This window comes from Amycolatopsis tolypomycina (assembly GCF_900105945.1).
Lineage (GTDB): Bacteria > Actinomycetota > Actinomycetes > Mycobacteriales > Pseudonocardiaceae > Amycolatopsis > Amycolatopsis tolypomycina.
The window spans coordinates 5,999,528-6,022,340 of sequence record NZ_FNSO01000004.1; the positions used below are offsets into that span (position 1 = coordinate 5,999,528).

Annotated in this window: 20 protein-coding genes; 8 read left to right on the plus strand and 12 right to left on the minus strand. The window is 72.2% G+C overall.

The features are described from left to right. Window positions 1-143: 143 nt before the first annotated feature. The 3 genes from BLW76_RS37105 to BLW76_RS37115 all read right to left on the minus strand — a co-directional run bounded on the left by BLW76_RS37105 (window position 144) and on the right by BLW76_RS37115 (window position 3,492). Window positions 144-932 carry an SDR family NAD(P)-dependent oxidoreductase gene (locus BLW76_RS37105; protein WP_091316420.1) on the minus strand — a complete coding sequence of 263 codons (789 nt, stop codon included), beginning with the start codon at window positions 930-932 and terminating at the stop codon, window positions 144-146. Between the two features lie 228 nt (window positions 933-1,160). Further along, window positions 1,161-1,949 (minus strand): SDR family NAD(P)-dependent oxidoreductase, encoded by a 789-nt coding sequence (locus BLW76_RS37110; RefSeq protein WP_091316422.1) that lies wholly within the window; start codon window positions 1,947-1,949, stop codon window positions 1,161-1,163. 94 nt (window positions 1,950-2,043) lie between these two features. Beyond that, a complete protein-coding gene (locus tag BLW76_RS37115; RefSeq protein ID WP_091316423.1) occupies window positions 2,044-3,492 on the minus strand; it encodes a sigma-70 family RNA polymerase sigma factor in 1,449 nt (482 codons plus the stop codon). A 510-nt stretch (window positions 3,493-4,002) separates the two neighbouring features. Between BLW76_RS37115 and BLW76_RS37120 the strand changes: the two genes are divergently transcribed. The 3 genes from BLW76_RS37120 (at window position 4,003) to BLW76_RS37130 (ending at window position 11,999) form a co-directional block, all read left to right on the plus strand. Further along, the gene (locus BLW76_RS37120; protein WP_091316425.1) at window positions 4,003-5,043 is read left to right on the plus strand and encodes a methyltransferase; all 1,041 of its coding nucleotides are present in this window, start codon (window positions 4,003-4,005) and stop codon (window positions 5,041-5,043) included. Window positions 5,044-5,142: 99 nt separating this feature from the next. Then, window positions 5,143-10,344, plus strand: a complete 5,202-nt coding sequence (locus BLW76_RS37125; protein WP_091316427.1) for a type I polyketide synthase — start codon at window positions 5,143-5,145, stop codon at window positions 10,342-10,344. Further along, on the plus strand, window positions 10,341-11,999 hold the full coding sequence (locus BLW76_RS37130) for a (2,3-dihydroxybenzoyl)adenylate synthase (RefSeq protein ID WP_091316428.1): 1,659 nt from the start codon (window positions 10,341-10,343) through the stop codon (window positions 11,997-11,999). The genes BLW76_RS37125 and BLW76_RS37130 overlap by 4 nt, the downstream gene beginning before the upstream one ends. 156 nt (window positions 12,000-12,155) lie before the next feature. Here BLW76_RS37130 and tpx read toward each other — a convergent pair whose 3' ends face one another. Continuing rightward, entirely contained in the window at window positions 12,156-12,695 is a 540-nt protein-coding gene (tpx, locus tag BLW76_RS37135; RefSeq protein WP_091316430.1) for a thiol peroxidase, read from the minus strand. A 10-nt stretch (window positions 12,696-12,705) separates the two neighbouring features. Beyond that, a complete protein-coding gene (locus tag BLW76_RS37140) occupies window positions 12,706-13,161 on the minus strand; it encodes an SgcJ/EcaC family oxidoreductase (RefSeq protein WP_167384864.1) in 456 nt (151 codons plus the stop codon). Window positions 13,162-13,377: 216 nt separating this feature from the next. Between BLW76_RS37140 and BLW76_RS37145 the strand changes: the two genes are divergently transcribed. From BLW76_RS37145 to ligA, 3 genes are all read left to right on the plus strand, one after another. Continuing rightward, complete coding sequence (locus tag BLW76_RS37145) at window positions 13,378-13,845, plus strand: SgcJ/EcaC family oxidoreductase (protein ID WP_091316433.1); 468 nt, start codon at window positions 13,378-13,380, stop codon at window positions 13,843-13,845. Between the two features lie 22 nt (window positions 13,846-13,867). Continuing rightward, window positions 13,868-14,344, plus strand: coding sequence for an SgcJ/EcaC family oxidoreductase (locus BLW76_RS37150; RefSeq protein ID WP_091316435.1), 477 nt, complete (start codon window positions 13,868-13,870; stop codon window positions 14,342-14,344). A gap of 141 nt (window positions 14,345-14,485) precedes the next feature. Then, on the plus strand, window positions 14,486-16,591 hold the full coding sequence (gene ligA / locus BLW76_RS37155) for an NAD-dependent DNA ligase LigA (RefSeq protein ID WP_091316436.1): 2,106 nt from the start codon (window positions 14,486-14,488) through the stop codon (window positions 16,589-16,591). Window positions 16,592-16,653: 62 nt separating this feature from the next. Here the strand turns inward: ligA and BLW76_RS37160 are convergent, their stop codons facing one another. Next, a complete protein-coding gene (locus BLW76_RS37160) occupies window positions 16,654-17,076 on the minus strand; it encodes a neocarzinostatin apoprotein domain-containing protein (RefSeq protein WP_143060757.1) in 423 nt (140 codons plus the stop codon). Window positions 17,077-17,315: 239 nt separating this feature from the next. Here BLW76_RS37160 and BLW76_RS37165 point away from each other — a divergent pair, with 239 nt between their 5' ends. Then, the gene (locus tag BLW76_RS37165) at window positions 17,316-18,641 is read left to right on the plus strand and encodes a cation:proton antiporter (protein WP_244170491.1); all 1,326 of its coding nucleotides are present in this window, start codon (window positions 17,316-17,318) and stop codon (window positions 18,639-18,641) included. A 46-nt stretch (window positions 18,642-18,687) separates the two neighbouring features. Here BLW76_RS37165 and BLW76_RS37170 read toward each other — a convergent pair whose 3' ends face one another. The 6 genes from BLW76_RS37170 to BLW76_RS48995 all read right to left on the minus strand — a co-directional run bounded on the left by BLW76_RS37170 (window position 18,688) and on the right by BLW76_RS48995 (window position 22,375). Continuing rightward, complete coding sequence (locus tag BLW76_RS37170; RefSeq protein WP_091316441.1) at window positions 18,688-19,233, minus strand: carboxymuconolactone decarboxylase family protein; 546 nt, start codon at window positions 19,231-19,233, stop codon at window positions 18,688-18,690. Then, the gene (locus BLW76_RS37175) at window positions 19,205-19,663 is read right to left on the minus strand and encodes a DUF6187 family protein (RefSeq protein WP_091320360.1); all 459 of its coding nucleotides are present in this window, start codon (window positions 19,661-19,663) and stop codon (window positions 19,205-19,207) included. Before BLW76_RS37175 ends, BLW76_RS37170 begins: the two co-directional genes overlap by 29 nt. Continuing rightward, window positions 19,656-20,996 carry an NAD(P)-binding protein gene (locus tag BLW76_RS37180; protein ID WP_091316443.1) on the minus strand — a complete coding sequence of 447 codons (1,341 nt, stop codon included), beginning with the start codon at window positions 20,994-20,996 and terminating at the stop codon, window positions 19,656-19,658. Before BLW76_RS37180 ends, BLW76_RS37175 begins: the two co-directional genes overlap by 8 nt. 31 nt (window positions 20,997-21,027) lie before the next feature. Further along, on the minus strand, window positions 21,028-21,513 hold the full coding sequence (locus tag BLW76_RS37185) for a DUF6423 family protein (protein ID WP_167385049.1): 486 nt from the start codon (window positions 21,511-21,513) through the stop codon (window positions 21,028-21,030). A gap of 254 nt (window positions 21,514-21,767) precedes the next feature. Beyond that, window positions 21,768-22,112 (minus strand): DUF6235 family protein, encoded by a 345-nt coding sequence (locus tag BLW76_RS37190; RefSeq protein WP_244170493.1) that lies wholly within the window; start codon window positions 22,110-22,112, stop codon window positions 21,768-21,770. Window positions 22,113-22,219: 107 nt separating this feature from the next. Further along, the gene (locus BLW76_RS48995; protein WP_167384865.1) at window positions 22,220-22,375 is read right to left on the minus strand and encodes a hypothetical protein; all 156 of its coding nucleotides are present in this window, start codon (window positions 22,373-22,375) and stop codon (window positions 22,220-22,222) included. A gap of 169 nt (window positions 22,376-22,544) precedes the next feature. Between BLW76_RS48995 and BLW76_RS37195 the strand changes: the two genes are divergently transcribed. Next, window positions 22,545-22,739, plus strand: a complete 195-nt coding sequence (locus tag BLW76_RS37195) for a hypothetical protein (RefSeq protein ID WP_091316445.1) — start codon at window positions 22,545-22,547, stop codon at window positions 22,737-22,739. The last annotated feature ends 74 nt before the right edge of the window (window positions 22,740-22,813 follow it).

Below are 22,813 nucleotides of genomic sequence, written 5' to 3' on the forward strand. Positions count from 1 at the left end.
CCTCACACCCGGGTCGGGCGGTGGACGTCTCATGGTTTGCCCCGCGGGCGAGCGGGGGAACGTTCGAAGAAATCTTCCGTGTCACCGAACGCCGAAGGGGATCCCCGCCGTGGCGAGGATCCCCTTCCGTCCGTGGCCGGTGGTCAGCTCGGGAACGTGCCGCTCGTGACGTTGACGAACGTGCCCGTGATCGCGCCCGCCCGGTCGGAGGCGAGGAACGTCGCCGTCGCCGCCACTTCCGCCAGGGTCGGGGACTTCTTCGTCATGCGCATCCCGTCCAGGTGCTGCAGCAGCCCGGCGAACGCCTCGTCGTCCATCTTCGGGGCGCCGCTGAACGCCGCCAGCTTCTCCGGGGACAGCGTCTCCGGCAGGCCCGCCGTCCAGATGCCGAGGACGCGCACGCCCGCGGGGCCGATCTCGTTCGCCAGGTTGCGGAACAGCGTGTCCAGCGCCGCGTCGGCCGGGCCGGTGCCGCCCATCATCGGGCTGCCGTTGGCCGAGCCGCTGTTCAGGCCGAGGATCACGCCCGAGCCCTGCTCCACCATGTGCCGGGCGGCGGCCCGCGCCGTCAGGAAGTTCGTCGTCAGCCCGGTGAGCACCGGCCCGGTCACGTCGTCGGCGATCATGTCGACCAGTGGCGTGCCCTGCACGTCGCCGCGGGTGATCAGGTTGATCGAGATGTCCAGGCTGCCGCTCTCGGCGACCACCGCCTTGGCGTGGCGCTCCACCGCGGCCTCGTTGAGGGCGTTGACCACGTTGGCCTTCGCCCAGCCGCCGGCGTTCGTGATCTCCTTGACCACCGGCGTGAGGTTCTTGCGGGTCCGTCCCGCGCAGTAGACACGGGCCCCGGCCGCGGCGAACGCCTTGGCCACTTCGCGGCCGATGGAACCACCGGCCCCGTAGACGATGGCGTTCTTGTTCTCCAGGGACATCAGCTTTCCTTTCCTCTTCGACGTGTGCCCGGTGCACACATGTGGCCTGGCCCCCCAGCCATCGCCTCGACCCCGCTCCGCCGAACGGCGGAACAAGGGGCGAGGAATCCGAGCACATCGTTGTGCTTGCGCGAGGCGGGCCGCATCTTCCGGATTGCGCTCACTGACTGCGTTCGGCCGTACTGGGATTCGCCTGAAGAGACGAATCCACTAGGCCGGAAAGGTCGATCAGCTGGGGAAAATGCCGCTCGTGACGTTGACGAACGTGCCCGTGATGGCACCGGCCTCGGGGGAGGCGAGGAACGCCGCGGTCTGGGCCACTTGGGCCAACGTCGGCGACTTCTTCGTCATGCGCATCCCGTCCAGGTGCTGGAGCAGACCCTGGAACGCGGCGTCGTCCATCTTCGGGGCGCCGCTGAACGCCGCCAGCTTCTCCGGCGACAGCGTTTCCGGCAGGCCCGCGGTCCAGATCCCGGCGACGCGCACGCCCGCGGGGCCGATCTCGGCGGCCAGGTTCCGGACGAGGGTGTCGATCGCGCCGTCGGCGGACCCGGTCCCGCCCATCATCGGGCTGCCGTGCGCGGAGCCGCTGTCCAGGGCGAGGATCACGCCGGAACCCTGCTCCACCATGTGCCGCGCGGCGGCGCGCATGGTGATGAAGTTCGTCGTGACGCCGGTGATGATCGGGCTGGTGAAGTCCGCGACCTTCATGTCGACCAGCGGGATGCCCTGCACGTCACCGCGGGTGATGAGGTTGATCGAGACGTCCAGGCTGCCGCCCTCGACGACCACGGTCTTGGCGTGCTCCTCGACGGCGGACTCGTCGAGCGCGTCGAGGACGTCCACCGACGCCGACCCGCCCGCGGCCTCGATCTCGTCGGCCACGGCCTGCAGCGGTTCGAGGGTGCGGCCCACGAGGAACACGTGCGCGCCGTCGGCGGCGAACGCCTTGGCCACCGCCGCGCCGATCGAGCCGCCGGCGCCGTAGACGATCGCGTTCTTCTTCTCGAGCGACATCGCTCTCTCCTTCGCGTCTCTTCGCGTGCTGTGTTGCCCGCGTTGTCGGACATTGAGACGCACGCCCGCCGGAGAACTCATCGCCCGGATCGGGCTAAAGCGTGAGCGGCAGGCCGAAGGCCGGGAAGAGGTGGGGTTCGAAGGAGGTGATCTCGACGATCCGGCCGCCCTCGATGCGCAGGACGTCGAGCACCTGCGCCCGGTAGACGGTGGTGCCGGGCCGCCGCAGGTAGCCCGCGGCCGCGGGCAGCCGGTTCGCGAAGGTCGGCAGGTGCTTCCAGGTGCCCTGGAAGTGCGGCGACGCCGGGTCGATCGAGGGCTTGATGAACGCCATCATCGCGTCGCGGCCGACGAACCAGAACGGGTTCGGCGGCATGGTCAGGACGACGTCCTCGCTGAGCAGCTCGGCCACGACGGCGGCGTCGGCCTGGTCGGCCGCGTCCATGTAGCGCTGCAGGATTTCGCGCTCTTCGCTGGTCGGCCGGCTCGGCATGGTCCAGTCGCTGCGCCGTTCGGGCAGGTGGCGGCGCAGGGCGGGCCGCGCCCGCTGCAGCGCGCTGTTGACCGAGGCGACGCTCATGTCCAGCTGTTCGGCGGTGTCGGCGGCGGGCCAGCCGAGCACGTCACGCAGGATGAGCACGGCCCGCTGCCGCGGCGGCAGGTGCTGGATCGCGGCGAGGAAGACCAGCTCCATGGTCTCGCGCGAGACCGCGGCCCGCTCCGGCTCGACATCGGTGGCGGCGACGTCCTCGAGCATCGCGTCCGGGTAGGGCTGCAGCCACGTCACCCTGGCGGGTGGTTCGGCGGCGCCGTTGTCCATCCCCGGCACGGGCTCGTACCGCTGCGGACGGCGCTGGTTGCGGCGCAGGAAGTCGAGGCAGACGTTGGTCGCGATCCGGTAGAGCCAGGCACGGAACGTCGAGCGGCCCTCGAAGGCGTCCCGGCGGTTCCAGGCGCGGAGGAAGGTCTCCTGGACCATGTCCTCGGCGTCGTCGTAGGAGCCGACCATGCGGTAGCAGTGCACCTGCAGCTCGTGCCGGTACGGCTCGACGAGCCCGGCGAAGTCCCATTCGTCCCCGGCCCGCACGGCGGCGGTGACCTCGTCGTCTTCACCGGATTCCGTCACGGCGCCGTCCGTGACGGAATCTTCCGTTTCTTCCGTCACGGCGTCGGCCGTGACGTTTTCCGGCGGCTTCTCCGTCACGCGCGCCCGCGTGACGTTTTCCGTGACGTTCTCCGTGACGTTTTCCGTGACGGCGGCGTCGCGGGCGAGCTGGGCGATGCGGCGGAGCCGGCCGACGGTCGAGGCCAGATCGGTGACATCGGTGTAGAAGGCCTCGGGCAGCTGCGGCGCCAGCCGCCGGACACGCTGCTCGATATCGGCGATGAGATCGGGAACGGCGGCCCCGGCGGCGGGCTGCTGCCGTTCGCGGTAGGCCTTCTGCCGGCAGGCGGGCGAGCAGTACTTGGACACGCGCCCGCGGCCGCCACCCGCCCGCACGGGGAGGGGCTTGCCGCAGCTGGGACACCGGCCGTCCGTCACGCCCCGAATCTACGCAGAGTGAGCCCCGCCCGCCACGGCACCCCGGCGCGGTCTCCCGCACCCGGAACCACCCGGTGCCCGAAGCCCGGCCCGGCTGCGGTCGCGCCGGCGCCCGCCCGGCCCGCGGTCGCCCGGCGCCCAGCCCGCCGGCAGTCGCCCAGCGCCGCAGCAACACACTCGCCGCCGCAGCCGCCCGGCAACCCGGCACAGGTCCCGCCCCGGCCCCGCCCCCAGCGCCCCAATGTGGCGTTGGTTGCGTCCAACGCACCCAATGTGGCGTTCGGTGCGTTGAGCGCACCCAATGTGGCCTTCGGTGCGTTGAGCGCAACCAAGGTCACCTTGGGCCGCTCCGACCCCACCCGCGTCTCCCGTCGTGCGCTTCGAGCGGCTGTCCGCAGGCGAGCGAGCCCGCACCGCAGAAATGGAGGCGCCGCCGGGTTTTCGGCCCGATCATCCTCGTATGCGGGCGAGCCGGGCGGCCGACCCATCCCTTGCGAAGGAGCACAAGCCATGGCGACGAGCGTCCCGATCTCGGATGCGGACTACCTCCGGATCCTCATCCACGGCCACACCGCGTTCGAACTGCTGCGCACGGGTCTCGAGTTCGACCTGTTCCAGAAGCTCGAGGACAGCGGCGGCCTGGACGTCACCGAGACGGCTGAGGCGCTCGGCGTCGAGGAGTACCCGGCGCGTGTCCTGCTGCTCGGCCTGGCGTCCCTGCTGCTGATCGAAAAGAAGGACGGGAAGTTCGTCAACGCCCCGATCGTGCGCCGCAAGCTGCTGAAGGACGGGGAACGGTTCCTCGGGCCGCTCATCGACATCCAGGACAAGATCATCAACAAGACCCTGGTGGACTTCGCCGAGTCGATGCGGCAGAGCACCAACGTCGGCCTGCGGCACCTCGAGGGCCCCGGCGACACGCTCTACTCGAAGCTCACCGCCACCCCGGACCTGCAGAAGGTCTTCTACGACAACATGGGTGACGCCTCGAACCGCGCGTTCGAGCAGTTCCTGGAGTACTACGACTTCAGCGGGATCAAGCACGCCATCGACATCGGCGGCGGCGACGGCACCAACTCGGTCAAGCTGGCCGAGCGCTACCCCGAGCTCGAGATGACCGTCTTCGACCAGGAGAGCGTCACCCGGCTCGCCGCGGACAAGATCGAGGACCCGTCGGTCCGCAAGCGCGTCCACTTCCACCCGGGCGACATGCTGAAGGACCGGCTGCCCGAGGGCGCCGACGCGATCCTGTACTTCCACATCTACGAAATCTGGTCGCTGGAGCGGAACACCGAGATGCTCCGCAAGTGCTACGACGCGCTCCCCGAGGGCGGCACGGTGCTCGTCTACAACTTCGTCTCCAACGACGAGGGCACCGGCTCGCTGTCCGGCGGGCTCGTCTCGCCCTACTTCCTGGCGCTGGCCTCCGGCGAGGGCATGACCTGGTCGGCCGCGGACATGGAGAAGTCCGTGCGCGACGCCGGTTTCTCGCGGGTCGAGCGGTTCGCCGACCTCGGCTTCAGCCACGCCCTGGTGGTGGGCCACAAGTAGCCCGGTCCCCCCGATCCGGGCGGGCCGGAACCGGCTCGCCCGGATCTTCGGTGTCCTTGCCCGGCGCCCGCCGTCCGCGGGACGAACGAAAGAAGGCCGATGAACTTCCCCGAACCCGTCGCCATCATCGGGATGGCTTGCCGTTTCGCCGCGGGAATCGAGTCACCAGAGGCGTTCTGGGCCCTCCTGCGCGACGGTGGCGACAACGTCGGCGACCTGCCCGCGGACCGCTGGGAGTGGCACGCCGGCCAGAGCCGCGAGCACGCCGCGGTCGTGCGGGACGTGACCAAGCGCGGCGCGTTCCTCGACAACGTCAAGGAGTTCGACGCCGACTTCTTCGACGTCACCCCGCGCGAGGCCGCCCTGATGGATCCGCAGCAGCGGATCACCCTGGAGCTGGCGTGGGAGGCGCTGGAGCACGCCGGGATCCCGCCGCGCTCGCTCGGCGGCACCGACGCCGGGGTGTTCATGGGTGTCGGCGCCGACGACTACGGGCGGCGGCTGCTGGAGGACCTGCCCCGGATCGAGGCGTGGACCGGGATCGGCAGCTCGTTCTGCGCGGTCGCGAACCGGGTGTCCTACGCGCTCGACCTGCGCGGGCCGAGCATGGTGGTGGACACCGCGTGCTCGTCGTCGCTGGTCTCGATCCACCTGGCCGCCCAGGCGCTGCGCTCCGGCGAGTGCCCGGTCGCCCTCGCCGGCGGCATCCTGGTGATGGCAGGCCCCGGCCTCTCGGTCGTGCTCGACGCCGCCGGCGCGACCTCCCGCGACGGCCGCAGCAAGTCCTTCGACGCCTCGGCCGACGGCTACGGCCGCGGTGAGGGCGGCGGCATCGTCGTGCTCAAGCTGCTCAAGGACGCCCGCCGCGACGGCGACCGCGTGCTCGCGGTCATCCGCGGCAGCGCCGTGCAGCAGGACGGCAAGACCAACGGCATCATGGCGCCCAACGGCGAGGCGCAGGCCCACCTGATGCGCCGCGCCTACGAGGCGTCCGGCATCGACCCGGCGACCGTCGGCTACGTCGAGGCGCACGGCACCGGTACCAGCGTCGGCGACCCGCTCGAAGCGGGCGCGATGACGGCGGTGTTCGGCGCCGGGCGCCCGGCCGACGCGCCGTGCCTGATCGGCTCGGTGAAGCCGAACGTCGGGCACCTCGAAGCCGGCGCGGGCGTCGCCGGGGTGATCAAGACCGTGCTGGCCCTGCAGCACGCCGAGATCCCGCCCAGCCTCAACTTCACCACGCCGAACCCCAAGATCCCCTGGGCCACTTCGGGTTTGCGCGTGGTCACCGAGAACACGCCGTGGCCGCAGAGCAGCGCGCCGCGCCGCGCCGGGGTTTCCGGGTACGGCTACGGCGGCACCATCGCGCACGTCATCCTCGAAGCCGCGCCCGAAGCCGAACCGGCGGCGGAGAAGCCGAAGTCCACGAGCGGGAAGCCGAACGTCCTGCCGCTGTCCGGGGCGACCGAGGCGGCCGTCTCGAAGTACGCCGGGCGGCTGGCGAACTGGCTGTCCCGCCACCCCGACACCGAGCTCGCCGACATCGGGCACACGCTCGCCCGGCGCCGCCAGCACCTGCCGTTCCGGGCCGCGGTGACCGCCGACAGCTCCGCGGCGCTGCGCACCCGGCTCGCCGAGTTCGCGGCCTCGGGCACCGGCGGGGTCGCCGGGCGCGCGCTGCCGGAGACCTCGCGCCAGGACCTCGTCTGGGTCTTCTCCGGGCACGGTTCGCAGTGGACCGGGATGGCCCGCGAGCTGCTGGCCACCGAGCCCGCGTTCGCGGCCGTGATCGACGAGATCGAGCCCGTTTTCCAGGCGGAGATGGGAGTTTCGCCGCGCGCGACCATCGGGTCGGACGAGGCGCAGCCGGTCGACGTCATCCAGCCGATGATCTTCGCCGTCCAGGTCGCGCTGGCCGCGCTGTGGCGCGACCGCGGGGTCCACCCCGACGCCGTCATCGGGCACTCGGTCGGCGAGATCGCCGCGGCCGTCACGTCCGGCATGCTCACCCTCGAGCAGGGCGCCCGGCTGGTCTGCCGCCGGTCCGTGCTGCTGCGGCAGGTGGCGGGCCAGGGCGCGATGGCGATGGTGAACCTGCCGCCGGAGGAGGCGCGGCGCCGGCTCGCGGGCCGCACCGACATCGCCGTCGCGGTCGCCGCGGCCACCGGCTCGACCGTGTTCTCCGGGGACATCGAGGCCGTGCAGGAGACGAGCGAGCGGTTCGCCGCCGAGGGCCTCGCCGTGCGCCGGGTCGACTCCGACGTCGCCTTCCACAGCCCGCACATGGACCCGCTGCTGGAGTCGCTGGCCGCGGCCGCCGCGGACCTGCCGCCCGCCCCGGCCGACGTCCCGGTGTACAGCACCGCGCTGGCCGACCCGCGGTCGGACGCCCCGCGCGACGGCGCCTACTGGGCCACGAACCTGCGCGGCACCGTGCGGTTCGCCGAGGCCGTCGCGGCCGCGGCGGCGGACGGCTACCGGCTGTTCGTCGAGGTCTCCCCGCACCCGGTGGTCGAGCACTCGATCAACGAGACCCTCGACGAGCTGGGCATCACCGACGCCGTCGTCACGCACTCGCTGCGGCGCAACCGGCCCGAGCGCGAAACCCTGCTGGCGAACCTCGGCGTGCTGTACTGCGGCGGCGCCGACGTCGACTGGGCGGCGCACTGGCCGGAGGGGACGCTCGCGGACCTGCCGACCACGGCGTGGCAGCGCAAGGAGCACTGGGTCGACGACTCGGTCGGCCGCTCGTTCCTCACCGAGCAGCACGACCTCGACAGCCACACGCTGCTCGGCGGCCGGATCAACGTGCACGGCGCGAACCCGGCCCAGGCCTGGCTGACCTACCTCGACCGCGACTCGCGGCCGTACCCGGGCGACCACCCGGTGCGGAAGGTCGAGATCATCCCGGCCGCCGTGCTGCTCAACAGCTTCCTCACCGCCGCCGCCTCGGCGAAGGGCGCCTGGCACGAGCTTTCCGACGTCGCACTGCGCGTCCCGGTGAGCGTCACCCGGCCGCGGCACCTCCAGATCGTGTTGCAGGACGGCGCCTTCCGGCTGTCGTCGCGGATCATCGAGGACGTCAACGCCGAGGACGGCGACGACAAGGGCTGGGTCACCCACACCACCGCGGCGGTCAGCGCGTTCGGCGGCTCGATCCGCGGCCAGCGCTCGGAGGCGCGGACCAGCGAGGACCTGCCGACCGGGTACGTCATCGACCGGCTCGCCACCCTCGGCGTCGCCGCGATGGGCTTCCCGTGGGCGGTCGAGGAGATCCGGCGCGGCGAGGGCACCCTCGTCGTCACGGTCAACACCGACCCCGGCTCGGACGAGCTGCCCAGCACGTGGGCGCCGCTGCTCGACGGCGCGCTGTCGGCGGCTTCGGTCGCCTTCGGCGGGCCGCCGATCCTGCGGATGCCCGCGCACATCCACCGCGTCACCCTCGCCGAGCAGTCGCCGTCGCGGGCCAGGGTGACCGTGCGCGTGGTCGCCGACGACACCGTCGACGTCGAGATCGCCGACCTCGACGGCACCGTCGTCGGCCGGCTGACCCGGCTCAAGTACGGCGTGCTGGACAGCGAAGCCGGTGCCGTCACCAGCCCGCGCCAGGTCGTGCACAAGCTCGCCTGGCGCCCGGCCGAGGGCGCCGCGGGCGGACCGGCCGGGAACCTCGTGCTCGTCGGGCCGGACTCGCCGGTCCTGCGGCGGGTCACCACCGGGCTCGACGCGCTGGGGGTCGCGCACCTGGTCGCGGCCACGCCGGAGGGCCTGCCCGAAGGGGTGCTCGGCCCGGACCACACGCTGCTCGTGGTGCCCGCCGCCGGGGCGACCGGCGACGCCGCCGCGGCGGGGTCGTGGCTGCTCGCCCGCACCGCGCAGCGCGTCGCCGCGACCGGGCAGGCGAAGACCGCCCGGGTCTGGTGCCTCACCGAGGGCGTCCGCGAGGCCGCCGAGGCCGACGCGCTCGGCCACGGCCCGCTGTGGGGCGTCGGCCGCGTGATCGGCGGCGAGCACCCCGACCTCTGGGGCGGCACTGTCGACATCGGACAGTCCGAAACGGACATCGCGGGCCTGGTCGAGGTGCTGCGGACGATCCGCGGCGAGGACGTCGTCGTCGTCCGCGACGGCGAGGCCTCGGTCGGGCGCCTGCACCGGCTCGAGGGCGACCCGACGCAGCCGCGCCTGGCCGCCCGGCCGCACGCGACCTACCTGGTCACCGGCGGTCTCGGCGTGCTCGGCCTGGAGGTCGCGCACTGGCTGGCCGACCGCGGGGCCCGGCGGATCGTGCTCGCCGGCCGCCGCGGACTGCCGCCACGCGCGAAGTGGGGCGAGCTGACCGACGAGGCCGAGATCGACGCCGTCGAGTCGGTGGTCGCCCTGGAACGGCTCGGGGTCACCGTGATCCCGGTCGCGGTGGACGTCGCCGACGCCGACGAGGTCGCCGCGAAGCTGTCGTCGGACGCGCTCGGGCTGCCGCCGTTCCGCGGGGTCGTGCACGCCGCCGGCGTGCTCGACGACCGCACGCTCGGCAAGCTCGACGAGGCCTCGCTGCGCCGCGTCATGCGGCCGAAGGTCGAGGGCGCGCTGAACCTGCACCGCCTGTTCGAACCGGGCTCGCTGGACTTCTTCGTGCTGTTCTCCTCGTGCGGGCAGCTGCTCGGCCTGCCCGGGCAGGCCAGCTACGCGGCGGGCAACGCGTTCCTCGACGCACTGGCCGCCCACCGCCGCGCGGCGGGCGACACCGGGGCCGCGAGCTACGCGTGGACGTCGTGGCGCGGGCTGGGCATGTCGACCTCCACCGCGGTGATCGACGCCGAGCTCGCCGCCCGCGGCACGGCCGACATCAGCGTCACCGAGGCGTTCGGGGCGTGGGACCTCGCGGCCCGGCACGACCTCGGGTACGCGGTCATGCTGCGGACGCTGCCCGGCGAGCCCGGGGTGCGGAAGCTGGCGCTGCTCTCCGAACTGCCCGAGGAGGCCGCGGCCGGTGCCACCGCCGCGGACCTGGTCGACGTCCCGTGGGCCGGGCTCACCGGCGCCGAGCTGTCGGCGGCGGTCACCGAGGAGATCCGCAAGCACGTCGCGGCCGAGACCGGCCTCGCGGCGTCCGAAGTGGACTCCCGGCGGCCGCTCATCGAAATGGGTCTCGACTCGGTGATGACCGTGCGGATCCGGCGCGGGCTGGAGCGGCGCTTCCGGTTCGCCCTGCCGGCGACGCTGTTCTGGGACCGGCCGACGATCGAGGCGGTCGCCGCGCTGCTCACCGAGCGGATGGCCGAGGACACGGGGGAGCAGGAATGAGTTTCGACGGTTTCGTCCCCTGGCCCGCGGACCTGGCGCACGCCTACCGCGCGGCCGGGGTCTGGCCGGGCCGGACCATGGGGTCCTACCTCTGGGAATGGGCCGAGTCCCGCGGCGAGCGGGTGGCCGTCGTCGACGGCGCCACCCGGCTCACCTACCGCGACCTCGCCGTCCGGGCCGACGCACTGGCCGTGCGGCTGGGCGAGCGTGGGCTTTCCCGCGGGGACACCGTGCTGGTGCAGCTGCCCAACACCTGGGAGTTCGTCGTCGTCACCGCGGCGTTGCTGCGGCTCGGGGTCGTTCCCACGATGATGCTGCCGCCGCACCGGGACCACGAGCTGACGGCCATCGGCGCGCACGTGGGGGCCAAGGCGCTGGTCGTGCCCGACTCCTGGCGCGGTTTCGACCACCAGGAGCTGGCTTTCCGCGTGGCCTCGGCCCTGCCGGGCCCGGCCTCGGTGCTGGTCGTCGGGGATTCCGTCGTGCCCGAGGCCGTCGACGTCCGTGCCCTGCTGGACCCGGCCGGCGACGTCGCCGGCCGGCGGGCGTGGCTCGACGCGCACGGGCCGTCGCCGTCGGACATCGCCGTGTTCCTGCTCTCCGGCGGGACCACGGGCGTGCCGAAGGTCATCAGCCGGACCCATGACGACTACCTGTTCAACATCACCCACTCCGCCCGTGCCTGTGCCTTCGACGCCGACACGGTCTACCTGGCCGTGCTGCCCGCCGGGCACAACTTCCCGTTGGCCAGCCCGGGGATCTTCGGGGCGCTGCACGCCGGCGGGCGGGTCGTGTTCTCGTCCTCCCCGCGGCCCGAGCCGGTCTTCGCCGCCATCGAGGCCGAGCGGGTGACGGCGACTTCGGCGGTGCCGGCCGTCGTGCTCAAGTGGGTCGACGCGGCGGCTTCGGTGAAGCCCGACCTGAGCAGCCTGCGGTACGTGCACGTGGGCGGGTCGATGCTGGCGCCGGACATCGCGGAGCGGATGGCCCGGGCGCTCGGGTGCCGGCTGCAGCAGGTCTACGGGATGGCCGAGGGGCTGATCTGCTACACCCCGCCGGACGCTCCCGACGAGCTCGCCTTCGGGACCCAGGGACCGCCGGTCAGTCCCTTCGACGAGCTGCTGGTCGTCGACGAGGACGGGCGGCCGGTGCCGCCCGGCGGGGAGGGTGAGCTGCTCACCCGGGGCCCGGGGACGCCGCGTGGCTATTACGGCGTTCCGGAGCAGAACAAGCTGTCGTTCACCGAGGACGGGTGGTTCCGCACCGGTGACCTGGTCCGGATCACGCCCGAGGGGTACGCCGTCGTCTGCGGCCGGGTCAAGGACCTCATCAACCGGGGTGGGGAGAAGATCTCGGCCGGCGAGGTCGAGACCCTGATCCAGGAGCTGCCCGAGGTCGCCGAGGTGGCCGCCGTCCCCTCGCCGGATCCGGTCTACGGGGAACGGGTGTGCGTGTTCGTCCGGTTCCACGGCGGGTGCTCGTTGTCGCTCGCGGAGATTGCGCGGTTCCTGACCGAGCGGGGGCTGGCCGCCTTCAAGATCCCGGAACGGCTCGAGGTGCTGACGGCGTTCCCGCACACCGCGGTCGGCAAGGCGGACAAGAAGGCGCTGAAGGTCCGGCTGGCCGAGATCGACGCGCTGCCCCGGGCCGCCTGAGTCGCTGACTCAACGGGCCCCGCGACCACTGGTGGTCGCGGGGCCCGTTTCGGCGTTCCCGGTGCTCCCGGAAAAGGGCAAAAGCGAAGGCCGCCACCGGGTGCAGGGGGACCCGGTTGGCGGCCTTCGCGGGATGACCGTCCCGTGCGTGGACAGTCAGGCTGCGCGGCCCTCGGTCGTGCGAGCGGTCTCCGCTCCCTGGGCGGCCACGATCGCCGCGTCGAAGTTCGGCTCCTGGCCGACCTCCGGGACGTACTCCGCGTGGACCACCGTTCCCGTCGCGTCCACCACGAACACCGCTCGCGACAGCAGGCGGAACTCCTTGATCAGCACGCCGTACGCCAGGCCGAACGAGACGTCGCGGTGGTCCGACAGGGTCTGCACCCCCTGGACCCCCGCCGCGCCGCACCAGCGGGCCTGGGCGAACGGGAGATCCACCGACATCGTCAGCACCGTGGCTTCGCCCAGCTGCGTGACGCTCTCGTTGAACCTGCGCGTCTGCAGGTCGCACACCGGGGTCTCCAGCGACGGAACCACCGAGATCACCCGGGTTCCACCCAGCTCGGAAAACCGGACCGGGCGCATGTCGGTGGCCAGGGCCGTGAAGTCCGGGGCCTGGTCGCCGACCGCGATCTCGGGGCCCAGCAACGTGACCGGGTTCCCGCGGAACGTCACCACTCCCGTGCGTTCAGTCATGTCCGTCCCCTCAGCCCTTGACCGGGCTGGTCTGCTGGGAAACCAGGCGCCACTCGCCGTCGAGCTGGGCGACCACCCACGTGCCGCGGACCGTGCGCTCCACCGGGACCGTGGTCTCGCCCTCGTACAGGACGCCGCCGTCGGTGATGACCACCGCCACCCCCGGCTCGAGGACCTTGACCTCGATCGGCTCGGTCACCAGCTTGGTGCCCGACAGCGTGGCCCCGAAGGCCTCGCTGAAGAACGCCAGGATCGCGTCCCGGCCGTTGATCTGCTCGTCGTCGACGAGGATGCTGCCGTTCTCGGCGAACGACTCCGCGAACGCGCCGGCGTCGTTCGCGTCCCACGCCGCGCGGGCGCGCAGCTGCGCGGTCACCGCGGCGCTCTCCTCGCCCTGGGTGAACTTCCCGTAGTAGGTGGCCCACTGTTTGGCCCCCGCGACGAGGGACGAAGCCTTCTCGGACATCCGGCTCTCCTTGGCTGACGAATGTGGCTCGAATCTCCGTGGCCAGGATTCCGGGAACCACCACCCCGCCGCATCTCCTGGCCTGCGCGGAATCGCGCCGCAACACCGGCAACTCAGGAGAGGTTTCCGCACCGCGGCGCGTGTGACCATGAACGCCGTATGGGCCGATCGTAACCCCCGCCGTTGGTTGGCCGACCGATCGAAGGAGAAGCAACAGTGTCCGCACCCACTTCTGACGAGCAGGCCAAACTGGACGACTACTACGGGCCCTTCACCTCCGAAAAGGAAAAGGAAGCCCTCGACGTCCCCCTGCGCCTGATCGCCGCCTGGACCAAGAACGACGGCTACGGTGTCGCCAAGGCCTTCACCGAGGACGGCATCCTCATCCTCCCCGGTGACGTGCTGAAGAAGGGCCGTGACGAGATCGGCGCCTTCATGGCCGCCGCCTACGCCGGCCCGTTCAAGGGCACCGGCGTCACGGGCAAGCCGGTCAACCTCCGGTTCGTTTCGGACACCGTCGCGCTGATCCGCACGCACGGCGGCATCCTCGCCCCCGGCGAGACCGAAATCGACGAAGAGCTCGCCGTCCGCTCGACCTGGGTCGTCGTCAAGCGCGACAACGAATGGCAGCTGGCCGTCTACCAGAACAGCCCGCGCGGCGCCGGCGCCACGCTCCGCTGGTAACCGAAAAGACCAGGAGATCATTGTGCCGACCAATTCGTGGGGCGACGCCACGGCGATCCTCGCCGCACACGGAGTCGACGAGGACACCTCTTTCTACCGCGGGTTCACCAGCGCGGACGAAAAGGCCGTCCTCACCGTGCCGCAGCGCATCCAGGACGCCTGGCTGCTGAACGACGCCGACAAGTTCGCCGACGTCTTCACGGCCAACGGCAGCCTGCTGCTGCAGGACAACCAGCTCACCAGCCGCGACGAGATCCGCGACTACATGCGCGCCGGGTTCTCGGGACCGCTGAAGGGCGCGCACGTGTACGGCTGGCCGCTGGAGGTCAAGTTCCTGGAGCCGGACATCGCGATCGCGATCACCGAAGGCGGGATCATCCGCCCCGGTGAGTCGGAGATCGCGCCGGAGAACCAGATCCGGGCGGTCTGGGTCGTCGTCCGCAACGGCGAAGGCGACCTGAGCCTGTTCTCGCACCAGAGCAGCCCCGTCAAGGGCTGAGCGTGCCCGGCGTGAAGGCCACCCCGGGCGACCGGGGTGGCCTTCACGGCATTTTCGGAGATGGCGGCCGCCGCCGGCGGGACTAGCGTCCCCGGTGGGCCCGTCCGGCCCTTCCTACGGCCGAGGAGCGAGGGATCGGCGATGACCACGGCACTTCCCCCCGGCACCGGGGACCCCGTCGACCCGGCGAAGGCGAAGCCGTTCCCGTCGGCCGCCCGGTACGAGCAGGCGCTCGACGAGATCCGCGCCGCCGCGGCCGCCTACTACGCCGGCTCGGACGTCCGCATGGACGACGACGCCTACGACGCCCTGCTGGCCCGCGCGATCGCGACCGAGGCCGCGCACCCGGCGTGGAAGCCCGCCGACACCCCGACCGAGGCCGTCGGCGCCGGCGTCGCGCCGGGCACCGAGATCCCGCACAGCACGCCGATGCTGGGCCTGGACAACGTCTTCGACACCGAGTCCCTGCGCAAGTGGGCGGCCCGCCTCGAACGCGTCCTCGACCACCCCGTCACCGCGTACACGGTCGAGCCGAAGCTGGACGGCCTCGCCGTCGCGGCCCGGTACTCCCGCGGGCGGCTGACCCTCGTCCTCACCCGCGGGACCGGCACGATGGGCGAGGACGTCACCACCCGGGCCATCCTGGCCAAGGGCCTGCCCGCCAAGCTCTCCTCACCCCGGACGATCGAGGTCCGCGGCGAGGTCTTCATGACCGACGAGGACTTCCGGACGGCCAACGAGCTCCGCACCGGGCACGGCGAGCCGGCGTTCGCGCACCCGCGCAGCGCCGCGGCCGGGACGCTGCGCGCGATCGACCGCGCCTACTCCGCGCCGCTGTCGTTCGTCGCCTACGCCGTGCAGGGGCTCGCCGACGACGGCACGCACTCGAAAGCGATGGCGGAGCTGGAAAAGCTCGGCGTCGCGACGACGTCGGGCTGCAAGCCGGCGTTGAAGGTCTGCCGCGGCACCGAAGAGATCGAGGCGGCCGTCGCGGAGATCCGGGACCTGCGCGGGTCGCTCGGCTTCGGCGTCGACGGCGCGGTCATCAAGGCCGACCGGCCCGAGGACCGCGACGCCGCCGGGGCGTCGACGAAGGCGCCGCGCTGGGGCGTGGCCGTGAAGTTCCCCGCCGACACGCGCAGCACGCGGCTGCTCTCGATCGACGTCCAGGTCGGCCGCACCGGCGTGATCACCCCGGTCGCCACGCTCGAACCGGTGTTCATCGACGGCGTGAAGGTCGTTTCGGCGACCCTGCACAACTTCGACGACCTCGAGCGGCGCAACGTCCGCGTCGGCGACACCGTGTTCGTGCGCCGCGCGGGTGACGTGATCCCCGAGATCACCGGCGCCAAACTCGACGAACGGCCGAAGGACGCCCAGCCGTTCACCCCGCCCGAGGTCTGCCCGGACTGCGGCTCCGAGATCGACCGCTCGCAGATCCGCTGGCGCTGCACCGGCGGCCGGGCCTGCGGCGCGCGCAAGATCCTGGCCCACTACGCCACGCGCGAGGCGATGGACATCGAGGGCCTCGGCGGCAAGATCATCGACCTGCTGGTGGCCGAGGGGCTCGTCGCCGACCCGGCCGACCTCTACGACCTCGACGTCCCGCGGCTCGCGGCGCTCGACGGGCTCGGCGAGATCTCCGGCGGCAAGCTCGTCGCGGCGATCGCGGGCACGAAGAAGCGCCCCCTGTCGAGCCTGCTGACCGGGCTCGGCATCCGGATGGCCGGGCGGGCGGTCTCGCGGCGGCTGGCGCGGCACTTCGGCTCGATGGACGCGCTGCTCGCGGCCACCCCCGAGCAGCTGCAGGAGGTCGAAGGCGTCGGGCGGGAACGCGCCGAGACGATCGCGGGCGAGCTGGCCGAGCTGGCCGGGGTCATCGCGAAGCTCGAGGCCCGCGGCCTCACGATGACCGAGCCGGACGCCACCCCGCCGCCGGCCGCGGCCACCGTGCTCCCGTTGCGCAAGCCGGACGGCTCGCCGATGCGGGTCGTCGTCACCGGCGCCGTCCCCGGCCTGAAGAACCGCGACGAAGGCAACCAGGCCGTCGAACGGCTCGGCGGCACGGCGTCCGGGTCGGTCTCGGCGAAGACGGACCTGGTCGTCGTCGGCGAAGGCTCCGGCAGCAAGGCGGACAAGGCGGCCGAGCTGGGCGTCCGCATCCTGCCCGCGGACCGGTTCGCCGACCTGCTGGCCGCGCACGACGGCGGCGACGACACCCGCGCCGCGCAGATCCTCGCCTCCTGACCCCGCGCCCGTCGTGAGTGGTAAAGCGGGTTAGAACGCGCTTCACCACTCACGACCGGCGGTCAGCGGAAATGGATGTTCACGCGGTCCAGCGCCGTCACGGAAACGTCGTACACCCCCAGCGTGCATTGCACGGCGGCGCAGTCGACCGTCACGTCGACACCGTCGCCGATATTGCCGACGTACACTTTCTGCGCCACGATCGTCGTGAACGCGACACCGTTCGCGTCGCTGTGGACCTCCACGACCGTCGCCGGGTTCCCCGCGCAGCCCGTCGGCACCCAGCCGCATTCGCCGACCCAGAACGTCCCGTTCGCGGGCAGGCCGGTGACGACGGCGGCAACGGTGGCGTTGGCGGACAAGGCGAACGTCGGTGCCGCGAACAGGTGAACCGGGGCCGCGGCGGACGCCGCCGGCGCGGTCGCGGCCACCAGCCCGGCGGCCGCCGCCACCACGGTCGCGAGTCTGCGGATTTTCTTGCCCATGGAGAAACTCCCCTCATTACGGTGCATTTCAGGAAAATCGGACCCCTGCCCGGATCCTACGGTAATCCTCCCGAAAAAAGGACAATCCGGCGAATTGCAGCGCGAATTCGTGAGATCCGCACGAATCGAGACGCCCGCACCGGCGGTCCGCCGGAACAATTCGGCTGACGAAGTACTCGTGGAGGTCGACCATGCACCTTGCCGCTCCCGTGGCGCCGATCGCGCCACAACCCCTTCTGTTGTTTTTGCTGGGCCTGCTGGTCCTCCTGACCCTGGCCCGGCTGCTGGGCCGCCTCGGCGAGCGCTTCGGGCTGCCGTCCGTCGTCGGCGAGCTCGTCACCGGCATGCTGCTGGGCCCGACCCTGCTCGGCCACCTCGCGCCGGGCATCTCGAACTGGCTGCTGCCCACCCAGCCGGCCGAGCAGATCCACCTGATCGACGCCGTCGGCCAGTTCGCCGTGCTGCTGCTGGTCGGCATCACCGGCACCCACCTCGACACGCGGATCCTGCGCCGCCAGGGCCGGGTCGCGGTCACCGTCAGCCTCTTCGGGCTGCTGCTGCCGCTGGGCCTGGGCATCGCGCTCGGGTTCGTGCTGCCCGGTTCGCTGCTCGGCGGCAACTCCAGCCGCTGGGTGTTCGCCCTGTTCATCGGCGTCGCCATGTGCGTCACCGCGATCCCGGTGATCGCCAAGACGCTCACCGACATGCGCCTGCTGCACCGCAACATCGGCCAGCTGACACTGGCGGCGGGCATGGTCGACGACGTGGTCGGCTGGCTGCTGCTGTCGGTGGTCTCCGCGGCGGCCACGGTCGGCGTCACCGCCGGGATCGTCTCGCTGTCGGTGGGCTACCTGCTCGGCTTCGTCGCGCTGGCCGGGACGGTCGGCCGCGTGGTGGTGCGGAAGCTGATGGACATGGCGGCCCGCCGCCCGGAGCCGGGCCCGGCGGTCGGCATGGCCGTCATCATCCTGCTGGCGTTCGGCGCCGCGACCCAGAGCCTCCACATGGAGCCGGTGTTCGGCGCGTTCGTCGGCGGCATCCTGATCGCGCAGTCGCGCTCGGCGCAGCCGAAGCTCGCGCCGCTGCGCACGGTCGTGCTTTCCGTGCTGGCGCCGCTGTTCCTGGCCACGGCCGGCCTGCGGATGGACCTGACCGCGCTGTGGCACCCGACCACCGCGATCGCCGCGATCGCCCTGCTGGCGCTGGCCATCGTCGGCAAGTTCGTCGGCGCCTACATCGGCGCGCGGATCAGCAAGCTCAGCCGCTGGGAAGGGCTCGCGCTCGGCGCGGGGATGAACAGCCGCGGCGTGATCGAGGTGATCGTGGCGATGACCGGCCTCCGGCTCGGCGTGCTCAACACGGCCACCTACACGATGGTGGTGCTGGTCGCGATCGTCACGTCGGTGATGGCCCCGCCGCTGCTGCGGCTGTCGATGCGCCGGGTGGCGCGCACCGAAGACGAGCGCCTGCGCCTGCTCGACCACGAGGACTGGCTGGGCCACCGGCTGTCCACAGCGGACTCGGCTCCGTCCACTCCGGACATCGGCCGCCGCGAAGCCGCCTGAGCGCGCGAAAAGGCCGTCACCACCGCGGTGGTGACGGCCTTTTCGGTCAACCGGCGAGCAGGCCCGAGAGCCCGGCGTAACCGCCCTCGGCCAGCCGCTCCCCGGACGTCGTCGTGTACGCCGCGTCGGCCTCGATGCCGAGGCCTTCGACCATCCGGTTCATGAAGTTGAACAACGCGCAGACGAGCACGGCGTCGTGCAGGGCCCGCTCGTCCCAGCCCGCCGCGAACACGGCCTCGGCGTCGGCCTCGGTCATCCGCGCCGGCGTGCGCGTCAGCTTGCCCACGTAGGCGAGCACCGGCTTCAGCTTGTCGTCCACCGGCGCCGTTTCCAGGTCCGCCACGGCCGCCGCCAGCACCCCTTCCGGCACGCCGAACGCCTCGGCTGTCACGGTGTGGATGCCGTGGCAGTAATCGCAGGCGTTCACGCCGGACACGTAGGCCGCGATCATTTCCCGCTCGCCGGGCGTGAACGGCGATTCCCCGCGCAGCAGCGTTTCGTGGAACGCCAGCAGGTGCCGGGCCGGTCCCGGGTAGGCCTGGAACACCTGGAGCAGGGTGGTCTCAGCCGGGAGCGACTTCAGGTAGGACATCGGGTTCCTTTCGGTCGGCGAGCCGGTCGATTTCGTCCCGGCGGATCCAGCAGGCCGTCAGGTACGCCAGCGCGGCGGGCCCGACGCCCGGCACGGCGACCGCCACCAGGTCGGCCGAGTTCGCCCACTCCTGCCGCAGGGCACCCGCGGCCGGGCGCCCCGGCACGGCGTCGAGCACCGGCCGCAGCGCCCGCCACCGCAGCAGGCCCGCCTCGGTCAGCCCGACGATGTCGGCGGCGAAGACGCCGTGCCGCGCCTGGTCGACCGCCTGGGTGACCAGCGCCGGGTCGTCGGCGAGCGTGGCGAACCCGAGCCCGGCGACCAGGCGGTCGGGCTCCAGGCCCAGCAGGATCACCCCGACCTCGGTCTCGGGCCACGCGTCGACGTCGGGCAGGGTGAAGCGCGAGTCGTACGGTTCCTGCTCAGACACCGGCACCCACCTCGGCCCGGACCGGCGCGGCGGCGAGCGTCCCGCCGCGCACGCCCCGCGCGATCGCGTCGGCGACGCGGGCGGTGGCGACGCGGTGGCCGTCGATGTTGCGGGCCGCCGGGCCGAGCACCATGCCCGCGGCCGCGCCGACCACGGACACCCGCGGCGCGTAGGTGTAGGCCAGCGTGCGCTCGTCGAGCGACGGCCAGCCGTCCCGTTCGCCGACGACCTCCTCGGGCAGCAGCCCCCGGCCGGTCTCCGGCGTCGTGCCCAGCGCGAGCACGACGCAGTCACCCCCGACCCGCTGCCCGCCGGCCAGCCGCACGACGGCCGTGCCGCCGGTCGCGGCCGCCACCCCGGTGACCGCTTCCCCGCGGTGCACCACCAGGCGGCCCTCGGCTTCGGCCCGCTCGAGCAGCGGGCGGAACTCGAACATGATCGACGCGCGCCGGAACTGCGCGAGCAGCCCCAGCCGGTCGTCCCAGCCGACGTTGCCGATGCGGGCCCGGCCCTCGGGCCGGAAGAACTTCGAGTTGACGTCCGCGCACTGGTAGCGCTCGCCCGGCTCCCGGATCACCCAGTGCACCTCGCGGCCGGCCGCGAGCGCGTTCGAGATCAGGTGCGCCGAGGTCAGCCCGGCGCCCACGACGACCTGGCGTTCGCCCCCGGACGCGGGCCGCTCGTCCCAGTAGGCCACGCCGGGCGGGGCGGCGCCGCCGCCCCACCACTCGCGCGGCGCCTCGCGGCGCTCCTCGCCGGGGCAGAGCACGACGTGCCGGGCGGTGACGGTGCCCCGGTCGGTCCGCACGGTGACGTCGGACGTCCCCGGCAGGACCTCGCGGACGGTGGCCCGCCACGTCCGCCCGGCCACGTCGTGCGTGGCGACGAGGTGGTCGCAGTAGGCCTCGAAGACGTCCACCGGCACGACCGAGCGGTGCCCGGCCTGCGCCATCCGGACCTCCCGGCGCTCCACCGGCGTCAGCCGCGCCCAGTGCAGCCGGGCGAAGTCCAGCAGCTCGCAGTCGCGGTAGCCCTCGACACCGGGGTGGTGCTCGTACGGCGAGCGCAGCACCCGCTGGCCGAGCAGGTCGACCCGGTCGAAGAACCGGCGGCACGGCCGGCCCCCGCGGTCGAGCACGACGACGTCGGGCACCCCGTGGTGCCAGAGCGCCGACGCCACCGCGAGCCCGGCCGGGCCGGCGCCCACGACGACGACGTCGGCCCGCGACGGCGGCATCGGGTCCTGCGCGGCCACGGGCGCGGCGGGCAGCCGCGGCCAGTCACGGCCCCGGGGCGACTCCAGCAGGTGCGGCCCGGGGATGAAGGTGGTCACCGGCTCCCCCGGCGTCCGGACGGCACCCGGGTCAGCCGATCACGGTGACCGGGACGATGAGCTCGACCATCGGCCGTCGCGCCATCCCGTTCTGGACCAGCTCTTCCAGCGTCTGCTGGGACTGCTCCAAGCTGTCGGTCGCGATCGGGCTGTACCGCGAGTAGGAGTACGCCGGCTTGCGCGCGCTCGTCTCCATCTCGTAGACCTTGAGGACGGCCTCGCCCGGGCGGACCTCACCGCCGTAGAAGGTCAGCCGCCGCTGGTCGGGCGTCATGAACGACTTCGAGAACTGCCGTGACATCACGAGCGTCTCGGGGTCGTTGACGAAGGTCGACTCGGCGTCCATCACGACCTGCATCGCGACCCAGGTCTGGTCGGTCAGGTTGGTCTCGGACTTGATGATCTGCCAGCGCCCCGGCTCGGGCAGGTTGACGGTGACCGAGACGTCGTGGTCGGAGGTGTCGATGGCGCCGGAGATCATCAGCACGCGGCGGCGGACGTCGGCCACCCCCGCCATCTGGATGTCCCGCGCCCGCACCCGCCCGGAAACGTCCAATCCCGCGAATTCCGGTGAAGACATCGGCAGCCTCCTTGTTTTTGCCCCCGAGAACCCCCATGAACTGCGAACAAGCCCGAGAGTTCCACACGGCCGGAGAGACGTCAAGATGACGAATGCACGTCCGGGAGGGCCATCCGTACAAGTGGGGACGGCCGCTCGCGCGAGTCGAATACGGCCGTTCGGGCCAAGGGGCACTGCGGGAAGCGGCGGAGTCAGCCGTCGTCGACGTCCGCGTCGACCACGACGTCGGCGGCGAGCTCGGCCGCGATCTCGGCGGCGTTGGCGGTCGCGTCGTCGTCGAGGGTGCCGACGTAGAGGACGTCGAACGCCGATTCGGCGCGCTGCACGTTGATCTTCACCATCAGATCCGCTTTGACCATCACGATGAAATTGGAAATGTCATCGGGGTCGCCGAAAACGTCGTAAATGAGGAATACGGAACCGTCGCCGATGGCGAACAAGGCTTCGTAGAGAACATTTCGTTCGGCTTGTGTAGCGGATTCCGCCCATTTGTCGAGCAGCTCGACACCCGCCGTGAGCCGGAGGTGCATAGCCATCCGCTGGCCTCCCTACCGAGCGCGACGAACCAAGGGCGAAACAGCTTCCAGTCTGGCTGCTGCCCGTCGTCTGCGGCATCTCGGATCTTGCGGCCTCGCGGCCGGAATCAGTTGTATCCCAGGACGATCGTGTCGGTGAGGTACTCGCGCTGCGCCGGAGCTTCGGCCGGAGCGGGCGCCGCCTCGGGGGCGGTGCGCGGCGCGGGGACGCCCAGCGCCTCTTCGATCAGCTCGCGGTCGTTCCGGATGGCGGGAAGGGTCATCGTGTTACCTCCGTCTCACTCCTGCACGCCGTCCATGGTGCGCTCCCGGGGTCGAGGCCCCGTCGCGCCGCGATCGAGGTTCCCGGTCCGCAGGGGGCGAGACGCACGCCCCGGCACCGGCACGGTGAACTGGACGGACATGAACCGGCCACGACCGCCGAGGTGCAGGATGAACGAGCGTCTCCGGAAGATCTTCGCCGAAGCCGAGGGTGGTTTCGACGGTGCCGCCCGGATCCGGACCGATCGGGTGAGCGAGCGGACCCGTCCGGAGGACCCCGCCCCCGTGCGGCGGCTGCCGGTCGCCGCGTGGGACAGCGACGAGTTCGACGCGTATGACGCGTTCGACCTGGACGAGGCGGCCTGAGGGCCGGCTACTGGGCGCTGCAGGCGAGCGGCAGGACACGGCCTCGCGCCCCCGCGGGGGCGCGCACGTCGAGG

What these genes read in the sequence shown, in the direction of transcription:
- ligA (WP_091316436.1), top strand. Translation starts at nt 14,486, where the DNA reads ATGACCACGGCACTTCCCCCCGGCACCGGGGACCCCGTCGACCCGGCG.
- BLW76_RS37190 (WP_244170493.1), bottom strand. Translation starts at nt 22,112, where the DNA reads ATGGCTATGCACCTCCGGCTCACGGCGGGTGTCGAGCTGCTCGACAAA.
- BLW76_RS48995 (WP_167384865.1), bottom strand. Translation starts at nt 22,375, where the DNA reads ATGACCCTTCCCGCCATCCGGAACGACCGCGAGCTGATCGAAGAGGCG.
- BLW76_RS37105 (WP_091316420.1), bottom strand. Translation starts at nt 932, where the DNA reads ATGTCCCTGGAGAACAAGAACGCCATCGTCTACGGGGCCGGTGGTTCC.
- BLW76_RS37110 (WP_091316422.1), bottom strand. Translation starts at nt 1,949, where the DNA reads ATGTCGCTCGAGAAGAAGAACGCGATCGTCTACGGCGCCGGCGGCTCG.
- BLW76_RS37170 (WP_091316441.1), bottom strand. Translation starts at nt 19,233, where the DNA reads ATGTCCTACCTGAAGTCGCTCCCGGCTGAGACCACCCTGCTCCAGGTG.
- tpx (WP_091316430.1), bottom strand. Translation starts at nt 12,695, where the DNA reads ATGACTGAACGCACGGGAGTGGTGACGTTCCGCGGGAACCCGGTCACG.
- BLW76_RS37130 (WP_091316428.1), top strand. Translation starts at nt 10,341, where the DNA reads ATGAGTTTCGACGGTTTCGTCCCCTGGCCCGCGGACCTGGCGCACGCC.
- BLW76_RS37125 (WP_091316427.1), top strand. Translation starts at nt 5,143, where the DNA reads ATGAACTTCCCCGAACCCGTCGCCATCATCGGGATGGCTTGCCGTTTC.
- BLW76_RS37195 (WP_091316445.1), top strand. Translation starts at nt 22,545, where the DNA reads ATGAACGAGCGTCTCCGGAAGATCTTCGCCGAAGCCGAGGGTGGTTTC.
- BLW76_RS37160 (WP_143060757.1), bottom strand. Translation starts at nt 17,076, where the DNA reads ATGGGCAAGAAAATCCGCAGACTCGCGACCGTGGTGGCGGCGGCCGCC.
- BLW76_RS37140 (WP_167384864.1), bottom strand. Translation starts at nt 13,161, where the DNA reads ATGTCCGAGAAGGCTTCGTCCCTCGTCGCGGGGGCCAAACAGTGGGCC.
- BLW76_RS37120 (WP_091316425.1), top strand. Translation starts at nt 4,003, where the DNA reads ATGGCGACGAGCGTCCCGATCTCGGATGCGGACTACCTCCGGATCCTC.
- BLW76_RS37185 (WP_167385049.1), bottom strand. Translation starts at nt 21,513, where the DNA reads ATGGCGGGGGTGGCCGACGTCCGCCGCCGCGTGCTGATGATCTCCGGC.